This window comes from Mycobacterium sp., assembly GCF_052144515.1.
Lineage (GTDB): Bacteria > Actinomycetota > Actinomycetes > Mycobacteriales > Mycobacteriaceae > Mycobacterium.
In genome coordinates this window covers 1-8,856 of record NZ_JBKQQD010000229.1, presented here as the reverse complement: position 1 = coordinate 8,856, position 8,856 = coordinate 1, and the positions used below count along the sequence as shown (strand labels likewise).

10 protein-coding genes and 3 pseudogenes are annotated in these 8,856 nt (G+C 65.5%); 6 read left to right on the top strand and 7 right to left on the bottom strand.

All coding sequences use genetic code 11. The annotated features are described in order from the left end of the window. Nucleotides 1-106: pseudogene (locus ACLP9N_RS16175) on the top strand (nitroreductase family protein); the annotation flags it as partial. A gap of 25 nt (nucleotides 107-131) precedes the next feature. On the opposite strand, the pseudogene ACLP9N_RS16170 reads toward ACLP9N_RS16175, so the two are convergent. From ACLP9N_RS16170 to ACLP9N_RS16160, 3 genes and pseudogenes are all read right to left on the bottom strand, one after another. Continuing rightward, nucleotides 132-227, bottom strand: a pseudogene (locus tag ACLP9N_RS16170) (HhH-GPD-type base excision DNA repair protein); the annotation flags it as partial. Between the two features lie 100 nt (nucleotides 228-327). Then, nucleotides 328-519 (bottom strand): DUF5302 domain-containing protein, encoded by a 192-nt coding sequence (locus ACLP9N_RS16165; RefSeq protein WP_442408374.1) that lies wholly within the window; start codon nucleotides 517-519, stop codon nucleotides 328-330. A 9-nt stretch (nucleotides 520-528) separates the two neighbouring features. Further along, the gene (locus tag ACLP9N_RS16160) at nucleotides 529-972 is read right to left on the bottom strand and encodes a PPOX class F420-dependent oxidoreductase (RefSeq protein ID WP_442408373.1); all 444 of its coding nucleotides are present in this window, start codon (nucleotides 970-972) and stop codon (nucleotides 529-531) included. 34 nt (nucleotides 973-1,006) lie between these two features. Here ACLP9N_RS16160 and ACLP9N_RS16155 point away from each other — a divergent pair, with 34 nt between their 5' ends. Both ACLP9N_RS16155 and ACLP9N_RS16150 read left to right on the top strand, forming a co-directional pair. After that, nucleotides 1,007-1,528 carry a DUF1697 domain-containing protein gene (locus tag ACLP9N_RS16155; RefSeq protein WP_442408372.1) on the top strand — a complete coding sequence of 174 codons (522 nt, stop codon included), beginning with the start codon at nucleotides 1,007-1,009 and terminating at the stop codon, nucleotides 1,526-1,528. Beyond that, nucleotides 1,525-2,361, top strand: coding sequence for a class I SAM-dependent methyltransferase (locus tag ACLP9N_RS16150; protein ID WP_442408371.1), 837 nt, complete (start codon nucleotides 1,525-1,527; stop codon nucleotides 2,359-2,361). Before ACLP9N_RS16155 ends, ACLP9N_RS16150 begins: the two co-directional genes overlap by 4 nt. A gap of 8 nt (nucleotides 2,362-2,369) precedes the next feature. Here the strand turns inward: ACLP9N_RS16150 and ACLP9N_RS16145 are convergent, their stop codons facing one another. Next, on the bottom strand, nucleotides 2,370-2,735 hold the full coding sequence (locus tag ACLP9N_RS16145; RefSeq protein WP_442408370.1) for a GntR family transcriptional regulator: 366 nt from the start codon (nucleotides 2,733-2,735) through the stop codon (nucleotides 2,370-2,372). Between the two features lie 37 nt (nucleotides 2,736-2,772). Between ACLP9N_RS16145 and ACLP9N_RS16140 the strand changes: the two genes are divergently transcribed. Next, complete coding sequence (locus ACLP9N_RS16140; RefSeq protein WP_442408369.1) at nucleotides 2,773-3,489, top strand: NAD-dependent deacylase; 717 nt, start codon at nucleotides 2,773-2,775, stop codon at nucleotides 3,487-3,489. A gap of 105 nt (nucleotides 3,490-3,594) precedes the next feature. Beyond that, nucleotides 3,595-4,448, top strand: a pseudogene (locus ACLP9N_RS16135) (endonuclease domain-containing protein). A 91-nt stretch (nucleotides 4,449-4,539) separates the two neighbouring features. Here the strand turns inward: ACLP9N_RS16135 and ACLP9N_RS16130 are convergent. Genes ACLP9N_RS16130 through ACLP9N_RS16120 form a run of 3 tightly spaced genes read right to left on the bottom strand, consistent with a single transcriptional unit; the run spans nucleotide 4,540 to nucleotide 8,218 of the window. Then, nucleotides 4,540-5,187: a class I SAM-dependent methyltransferase gene (locus tag ACLP9N_RS16130; protein WP_442408368.1), complete on the bottom strand. Its 648-nt coding sequence runs from the start codon at nucleotides 5,185-5,187 to the stop codon at nucleotides 4,540-4,542. 15 nt (nucleotides 5,188-5,202) lie between these two features. Beyond that, nucleotides 5,203-5,904 carry a TetR/AcrR family transcriptional regulator gene (locus ACLP9N_RS16125; RefSeq protein ID WP_442408367.1) on the bottom strand — a complete coding sequence of 234 codons (702 nt, stop codon included), beginning with the start codon at nucleotides 5,902-5,904 and terminating at the stop codon, nucleotides 5,203-5,205. Continuing rightward, nucleotides 5,897-8,218, bottom strand: coding sequence for an MMPL family transporter (locus tag ACLP9N_RS16120; RefSeq protein ID WP_442408366.1), 2,322 nt, complete (start codon nucleotides 8,216-8,218; stop codon nucleotides 5,897-5,899). The genes ACLP9N_RS16125 and ACLP9N_RS16120 overlap by 8 nt, the downstream gene beginning before the upstream one ends. A gap of 277 nt (nucleotides 8,219-8,495) precedes the next feature. Between ACLP9N_RS16120 and ACLP9N_RS16115 the strand changes: the two genes are divergently transcribed. Beyond that, a complete protein-coding gene (locus tag ACLP9N_RS16115; protein ID WP_442408365.1) occupies nucleotides 8,496-8,651 on the top strand; it encodes a hypothetical protein in 156 nt (51 codons plus the stop codon). The last annotated feature ends 205 nt before the right edge of the window (nucleotides 8,652-8,856 follow it).

Genomic DNA, 8,856 nt, shown 5'->3' with positions numbered 1-8,856 from the left:
GGTGGTCCCTCTTGGCTGGCCGATCGGCAGATACGGTCCCACGACGCGCAGACCGGTCGGGGAATTCGTTTCGCTTGATCGGTACGGCAATCGAGCGTTTCTGTAGGCGGGCCGACAGTTGTAATCGTCTACTGCGGGTCGAGCAGCATGCCGACCAGCAATGCAAACGGGTTGTCGTCCAGCAGCGCGTCGGCGGCCGGGTCTTGGACAAGCTGCAGTTTCGGCACCCAGACAGTTTAGAACCGCGGCAATAGCACCGCGTTAAGGGCACCACCGCAACCACGTAAAGGGTTGCTGATCAACGACTATGGGCCCAGCTGGGCCAAGTTAGCCGCTCTTGCGGCGAAATTCCCGACGGCTCTCCGCCGGACCGTGGACCCGCGACTGCTTGCCGCCGCTGTCCTTGTGATCGGATCCGCCCGAGGACTTCGCTATCTTGCGGTCGAGGGCTTCACGGAACTTACGCTTGGTCTCGTCCTCGGCTTCGTGTGAATCCTTCGGCGACTTCGATTCAGCCATACGGGCAGCCTAGCGCTTCCCCGGGGGCAGGCCGTAAACGTGGGAGATCGGCAGCGTCAGCAGCACCCGCCGATCGGTGACCATCGCCTGCCGATAGTCGTCCCAGTCCGGATGCTCACCGGCGATGTTGCGATACAAGGCAATCAGTGCCTCGACGGTGTCGTCGTCGGGTGCCGCGGCGGGGGGCGACAGCTCGGCGGTGCCCTCGGCGACGGCATACGACCACCCGTCGTCGGCGTCCACCAACAGCGAAGCCCGCGGGTCGCGGCGCAGATTGCGGGTCTTGGCCCGCGGTTCGGTGATCGACACCCGCACCACCACCTCGCGCGGATCGAAGTGATACGAGATGTTCGACAGTTGGGGACGCCCGTCCTGTTTGATCGTGGCCAGCACCCCGAGGGAGTTCCCACAGATCACGGCTAGCAGCTTGTCATCGAAGACTTGGCGTCCCATCCCGAAAGCGTACGTCGCAAGTAGATTGGCGACCATGACCCAGTTCGCAGCGTTCCTGCGCGGCGTCAACGTCGGGGGCGTCAACCTCAAGATGGCCGAAGTGGCGACCGCGTTGTCCGACGCCGGATTCACCAACGTGCGCACCATCCTGGCCACCGGCAACGTGCTACTGGAGTCCTCGTCCGGCGTTGCCGCGGTACGGAAGAAGGCCGAGGCCGCGTTGCGCGAGCGATTCGGCTACGAGGCCTGGGTGCTGGCCTATGACATCGACACGGTGCGCAGCATCTCCGAGGCCTACCCGTTCGAGCGCGAGGTCGACGGGCACCAGTCCTACGTCACGTTCGTCACCGACGCCGCGGTGCTCAGTGAACTATCCGCACTGGCCGATCAGGCCGGCTCTGACGAAAAGATCGCCCCCGGTACCGGCGTCATCTATTGGCAGGTGCCCAAGGGCAGCACCCTGGACAGCGCAATCGGGAAAACGATGGGCAAGCCGCGCTACAAGTCGTCGACCACCACCCGCAACCTGCGCACTTTGGCCAAGGTGCTGCAGTGAGCGCCCGACAGCCCCCGAAAGAGAGGGTCAGCCTCAGCGGTGTCTCCGAGACCGCCCTGCTGACGCTGAACGCGCGCGCCCGCGAGGCTCGCCGCCAAGACTCCGTGATCGATGATCCGATGGCGGTAGCCCTGGTCGACTCGATCGACTTCGACTTCGCGAAGTTCGGCCCCACCCGCCAAGGCATCGCGCTGCGCGCCCGGGCCTTCGACATCGCGACCAGGTCCTACCTCGATCAGCATCCATCGGCGACCGTGGTGGCCCTGGCGGAGGGCTTGCAGACAAGTTTCTGGCGCCTCGATGCCGCCGATCCCGACAGCCAATTCCGTTGGCTGACTGTCGATCTGCCGCCAATGATCGACGTCCGGGCCCGGCTGCTGCCCGCCTCGCCGCGGGTTTCGGTGTGCGCGCAGTCCGCGTTGGACTACAGCTGGATGGACGCCGTCGACGATTCCGACGGGGTCTTCATCACCGCCGAGGGACTGCTGATGTACCTGCAGCCCGAGCAGGCGCTCGATCTGATCGCCCAGTGCGCCAAAAGATTTCCCGGCGGCCGGTTGGCCTTCGACTTGCCCCCGGCCTGGTTCTCGAAGCTGAGTCGGTACGGGGGCCTGCGGCCCACGCGGCGCTACAAGGTTCCGCCGATGCCCTTCAGCCTGTCCTCCGCGCAGGCCGCGGACCTCGTGCACACAGTGCCGGGAATTCGCAGGGTGCGTGACCTGCAAATGCCTTCGGGACGTGGCCTGGCATTCAAAACCGCGGTGTCGATCGTCTACCTGGCACCGTTCTTAGATCGGCTGCGTCCGTGTCTGACACTGCTGGAGTTCGGCTGACCGGGGTTTCAGTCGTCTGGCACGTTGGTGAGGTAGCGCATCGCGTCGGACTTGGTCAGCCCTAGCGCCCTGGCCACTTCGACGTATTCCCTGGCCGCGGCCGCCATCGCTGCGTCGGTCGGATCAAAACGGGAGATGAAAGTGCCGAAGCGCCCACGTGTTTCGACGATCGCCGCCGACTCCAGCTCGCGATAGGCGCGGGCCACGGTGTTGGCGGCCACGCCCAGCTGACCGGCCAGGTCGCGCACCGTCGGGAGACGGGTGCCCGGCGGTAACGCGCCGGCGCGGACTCCGTCGATCACTTGGCTTCTGAGCTGGTCGAATAACGGCTTGCCCGCCTTGACATCGACCCGTAGCAAATCCCGCAACTCCACGTATCCAGTATCTCCCAAGCACGGCTATGTTTGTGGGATGCGAGTGACGGTACTTAGCGGCGCGGGCATTTCCGCGGAGAGCGGGGTGCCGACATTCCGCGATGACAAGAACGGATTGTGGGCGCGCTTCGATCCTTACGAGCTATCCAGCACACAGGGGTGGCTGAACAACCCCGAGCGGGTCTGGGGATGGTATCTGTGGCGGCATTACCTGGTGGCCGAGGTCGAACCCAACGACGGGCACCGCGCTATCGCCGCCTGGCAGGACGAGGCCGAGGTCACCGTCATCACCCAAAATGTCGATGACTTGCACGAGCGCGCCGGCAGCACACCGGTGCACCACTTGCACGGAAGCCTTTTCGAATTCCGTTGTGCGCGTTGCGGTGTGGCCTACACCGCAACTCTGCCCGCGATGCCCGAACCCGCCCTGGAGGTGGTGCCGCCGGTGTGTAGCCGCTGCGGCGGCCTGATTCGGCCCGACATCGTGTGGTTCGGTGAGCCATTGCCCGACGAGCCGTGGCAGCGTGCGGTCGAAGCGACGCAGGATGCCGACGTGATGGTGGTGGTGGGCACCTCGGCGATCGTCTACCCCGCGGCGGGACTACCCGATCTGGCGCTGGCGCGCGGCACGGTCGTCATCGAGGTCAACCCCGAGCCCACACCGCTGACGAGAAGCGCCACGATCAGCATTCGCCAGCCCGCGAGCCAAGCGTTGCCCGGGCTGTTGCAACGGCTGCCCGCCCTGCTGCAGTAGCGGCATTTACGCCGAAACTGCGCACAGATCGCGATTCGTCCACAAATCGCGCCCTGAGCGCAGAATCGATCGGCCCGCGTCGGCACTTTAGGCGATTCTGCCGCCATGACGCCCGGCGACGAACCATTCCTCGGCAGTGAAGCGGTGGCGAGCGGAACCCTGCGACGCCATCAGCTGCGGTCCCGATTCAGGGCGGTGTTTCCCGATGTCTATGTCCGGCGCGATCAGGAGCTGACGTTGCGGCAACGCGCGATGGCGGCCTGGCTATGGTCGCATCGCAATGGGGTGATCGCCGGGGTTACTGCAGCTGCATGGCACGGCACGAAATGGGTGGATGAACACCTACCCGTCGAGTTGATCTGGTCGAATGCGCGGCCGCCACGCGGACTACGTACCTATGACATGACGTTGTGTCCGGACGAGCTGGACGTGGTCGCCGGCCTTCCCGTCACGACACCGGGACGCACTGCATTCGACATCGGGTGCCGCAAGCCGATGGGTCTCGCGATCGCGCACCTCGATGCCCTGATGCGGGCCACCGGCCTTGAAGTGAACGAAGTGAGCGAAATCGCCGCACCGCATCGCGGCGCGCGAGGGCTAGGGAAACTGGAAGCGGTGCTGGAGTGTGTAGACGCCGGTTCGCAGTCGCCGAAGGAGACTTGGCTACGGCTCTTGTTGGCGGCTTACCGCGGCCGACCACCCAGATCCCGGTAATGGCCGCCGACGGGACTCAGGTGTATTACCTCGACATGGGGTGGCAGGACCTCATGGTCGCCGTCGAGTATGACGGCGAGCAGCATCGCTTGGACCGCTGGCAATACATAAAGGACATCCGCCGCAGCGAAGAGTTAGCGCGGCTCGGCTGGATCGTCATCCGGGTGGTCGCGTCAGATTGTCCGGACGACATCGTCCGCCGCGTGCGCGATGCGCTCGCATACCGCGCGTCGAGACTGCGCTAATTGCACCGAAACTGCGCACAGATCGCAATTCGCCTCGCCAACCCATGCCCTGAGCGCAGTCTCGGCGCGCCGAAGCGCGGCGTGGCTGAGATCAGGGCCTGCGGGCCCGACCCAGCGCCAACTCCGAAACCGGCATTGGCATCCAGAACGGCAAGGTCCACTCTCGCCGGGAAGTGTCCACCTGGAATCCGGCCTCGACGACCGAATGCTCGGTATCGCGATGCGTGTGGCAGTTGCCGAACAGCCTCGGCCACAACGTCGAATCGACGAACCGCTGCCACCGGCCCCGCATACCGGCGCTGGCCACGTGCTCGAGATACCGCAGCTGCCCGCCCGGCCGCAGTAGCGAATACAGGTGTCGCAGCACCGTGTCGGGGTCACTCACCGAGCACAGCACCAGCGAGCACACCACCACGTCAAACGGCTCCGCGTCGCTGAACTGCTCCATCGTCTCGCCGGTCACGGTGACGGGAACGGGTGCGTTCGCGGCTGCGACGCGGGCCCGGGCTCGCAGCCGGGGCTCGGGCTCCACTGCGATGACTTGTTCGACGGTCTCCGGATAGAACGCGAAGTTGGTGCCGACACCCGCTCCAACTTCCAGTACTCGTCCCGACAAGTCCGCGAGATTCTCCCGGCGAAGCGCCTGTACCGCTTTGGCCTCGTGAGTTGCGACGACGGGCCAGACTCGCGCGAAGAACGGGTGGTCCACCGGCGACCGCGCGCAAGCCGTAGCCTTCATACTCGGGACTCCTACCTAGCTTTGTGGCTCTTCTACCGGGGTCTGTGCCCGCACCCATGCGACGAAGTCCTGGGGGGTGACGTCCTGGCCAACCAGACCGACCACCACGCGTCCGATAAACGCCGAGCGAAACACCCGGTCGGCGAATGCCTCCGCCTCGCCGAACGGCAGGTGGGGCTTGGCGATCAGCATGGCCGCCACCCCGTGCGCCGCGGTCCAGAGCTCGAGCGCGATGGTGGACGGGTCATCCTGCAGGCGAATGCCGTCATCCACCAGTGCCCGGACCGTGGCGCGTATGTGCTGAAAAGCCGAGCTGTCCAGCGCAACGTCGATGTCGCGTCCGGAGCGCCACGGGCCCATCGTCGCGATCCGGTACAACTCGGGGGTTTGAATCGCGAACCGGACGTAGGCCTGCCCCTGCGCGCGCAGCGCGTCCACCGGAGAAGTGTGCTCCTGGGCCGCGCGCTGCATTTCCAGGTCGAGCTTCCCGAAGTAACGCGCGCACACCGCATCCAGCAGCGCGTCCTTGTCGGCGAAATGCAGGTAGATCGACGGCGGAGTAACGCCCACGCGTTGTGCCACCGAGCGGATCGACACGGACCTGGCGTCCCCGGTTTCCAGCAGTAGGTCGGTCGCTGCGTCCAGGATTTCGTCGCGCAGCAGGTCGCCGGACCCCCGGGGGGCCCTGGAGCGACGCTGGACGGGGACGCTAACCAATGCGCGTCACCGACTCCGCGATCGGGCGCCCATCGCGCTGCCCCGACTCCTCGGCCGGCTCAACGGGCACCACCGCTTCGGACTGCCCCTCAGTGATCCCGAACCGATCATGCAACCACGCTAACGGCTTGGGCGCCCACCAATTCCACCGGCCCATCACGTGCATGAACGCGGGCACCAGGACCATGCGCACCAGTGTCGCATCGGCAATCACGGCGAGGGTCAGACCCAGCCCGAACATCCGCATGAACGAAACGTGAGCGGCGATCAGCGCGGCGAACGACATCGACATCACCAACGCGGCCGCGGTGATCACTCGGCCGGTGCGAGCCACGCCGTGCGCCACACTCTCGTCGTTGGCGGCGTGCGCCTCTTTGGCGCTCGGCTTTGCCGGTCGAGCGGCTCCTGAAGCCAGCCAGTATTCGCGGATCCGGGAGATCAAGAACACCTCGTAATCCATCGACAGCCCAAAAGCGATGCAGAACAACAACACCGGCATGTTCGCCACCAGCGTCCCGCTCGGGGTTGTTCCCAGCGCGCCCAGATGGCCGTCCTGGAATATCCACACCAGCGAACCGAACGCCGCTGTCAGCGACAGCACGTTGCACATCAGCGCCTTGATCGGCAGCACCACGCTGCCGGTGAGCATGAACAGCAGCACGAACGTGATGGCGGCCATGATCCCCAGTACCAGCGGAAGTCGGTCCGTCACCGCAGCGTCGCTGTCGCGGTTGACCATTGCGACGCCGCCCACCTCAACGGACCGGCCGGCTGGCCCGGCCACCTGGTGCAACCGCGTCAGCTGGGTGTCGTTGGCCTGCGAAAACAGCGGCGCCGTGCTGCTCACGGTCAGGAATGCGCTGCCGTCGGCCAAGCCCGTAGCCGCGGCCGGCGGCCCCACCTTGTTTCCGCCCACGAACGTCCCACCCGGGGCCGATACGCCCGATACGTCGGGCACCCGTGACAGATCAGCGGCGTACATGCCCAGATCCGCCGGGCTCAGGCCGCGGGCGTCGGGGACGACGATGGGCACCGCCGTCGCGGAGTCGTGGGCAAAACCGTTGCGCAACTCGTCACCGACCTGATGCGACGACGCCGAACGCGGCAGCACCCGGTCGTCGGGGAAACCCCACTTCACCGAGAAGAACGGAAGCCCGAGCAGCAGCAGCAGCGCGATGACAGCCAGTCCGATCGGCGCCCAGCGGCGCATCACGAACTTGCTCGACCGATACCAGAAGAACTCCTCGACCGGTTTGTGCAGCGGATCCGGGCGGCGGAATAGCTTGCGGACGTTCAGCGCGTCCAGCCGGGAACCCAGCAGCACGATCGCGGCCGGGGTCACCACGATGGACGCGGTGGCGACGAAGGCCACGGTGGCCACGCCGGAGTAGGCGAACGACTTCAGGAAGTACATCGGGAACGCCACGGTCGCCGACATCGACAGCGCCACGGTGACCGCGGAGAACAGCACCGTGCGGCCGGAGGTGGTCATGGTCCGGATCAGTGCCTCGTCTGGGTCGCTGCCCTCGGCCAACTCGTCGCGGTAGCGGCTGAGGATCAGCAGCGTGTAGTCGACGGCCAGGGCCACACCGAGGGCGGTGCTCAGGTTGAGCGCGAAGATCGACACGTCGGTAGTGAACGTGACGATTCGCAACACCGTCATCGAGCCGACGACGGCCAGTGCGCCCAGGGCCATCGGCAACGCCGCGGCCAGCAGCCCACCGAACACCCAGACCAGCACCAGAAAGGTCAGCGGGAGCGCGATCATCTCCATCAACAGCAGGTCTTCCCGGTTTTGCTTGTTGATCTGGGCGTACTGCATCGCCGGGCCACCGGCGCGGACGGTGACGCCGTCGCGGTCGTGGATGAATTGATCCGACAGGGTTTGGGCGTTTTTCTGCGCGTAGTTTTCGCCGCCTTTGACGTTGACCACGATCAAACCCGACTTGCCGTCGGTGCTGATCAGATCGGCTGAGGCGCCCGGCGGTGCGGTCCAGGCCGAGGTCGCGTTGTACACCAGTGGCGAATGCTGCAGCTGGTCGACCAGGTCGGTGCCCACCTTGCGGGCCTGGTCGCTGTTGACGCCGCCGGGTGCCGTCACCAGGATCAGCATCTGCTGACCGCTCTGCCCGAACTTGTCGGTCAGCACTTGGATGGCGCGGGCCGACTCAGAGTTCGGGTCTTGGAACCCCCCGGGTGACAGGCTGTCGGCGACCGGGATGCCGAAGACCGCCGCGGCGATGAAGACCAGGACGGCGACTCCGATGATTCGTCGCGGCGCCGCGATGGCCAGTCGAGCGATCCTCTGCAGCATGTTGCAGCCCTCCCCCGCCAGGTGTCCGGTCGCCCCCGACCCCGCACCTACCGGCGGTAACTTATCAGCGCTAACTTACGGGTGTCAAACAACACCCGCATTAGGTACGAGCGCGGGGCATGGATGGTTCAACGCGAATCGAATAAGCGCACAGATTTTGCCGACACTGCCCGGTTTCCGGGCAGATCTGACCCCAAAATGCGGCGCAGGCGAGGCGAAACCCTACCCGGCGGTAATATTGCCACCATTTTCCGAATCGTGACTCAAAGATTCCTTAATGGCGACTCATAGGCTCAGTGTCATGTGGATCGACGACTCGAGTGCCGACGTCATCAAAGCTGACTTCGAGGCCCTGTACCACGGCGACATGCTGGTGGAAGGTGTGACCTCCGAGCAGTTCGAAGAGTGGCACCCGCTGCCTACGGCGAGCTGACCCGTTATGAGCGTGCTTGCGCGGCTACTCATGGCCGAACCCGCCATCACCCGTTGGTTCCGTCGATAACGGAATTCTTGTTTGCGATGTCAGCCCCCCGCGCCGCGGGGGGCTTTCCGTTTGTCCGCCCAGTTGCCTGATCAGCGTGGCGCCCTCCGGATGGCGCCGTCCAAGCGGATGACCTCACCCTTGAGCATCGGGTTTT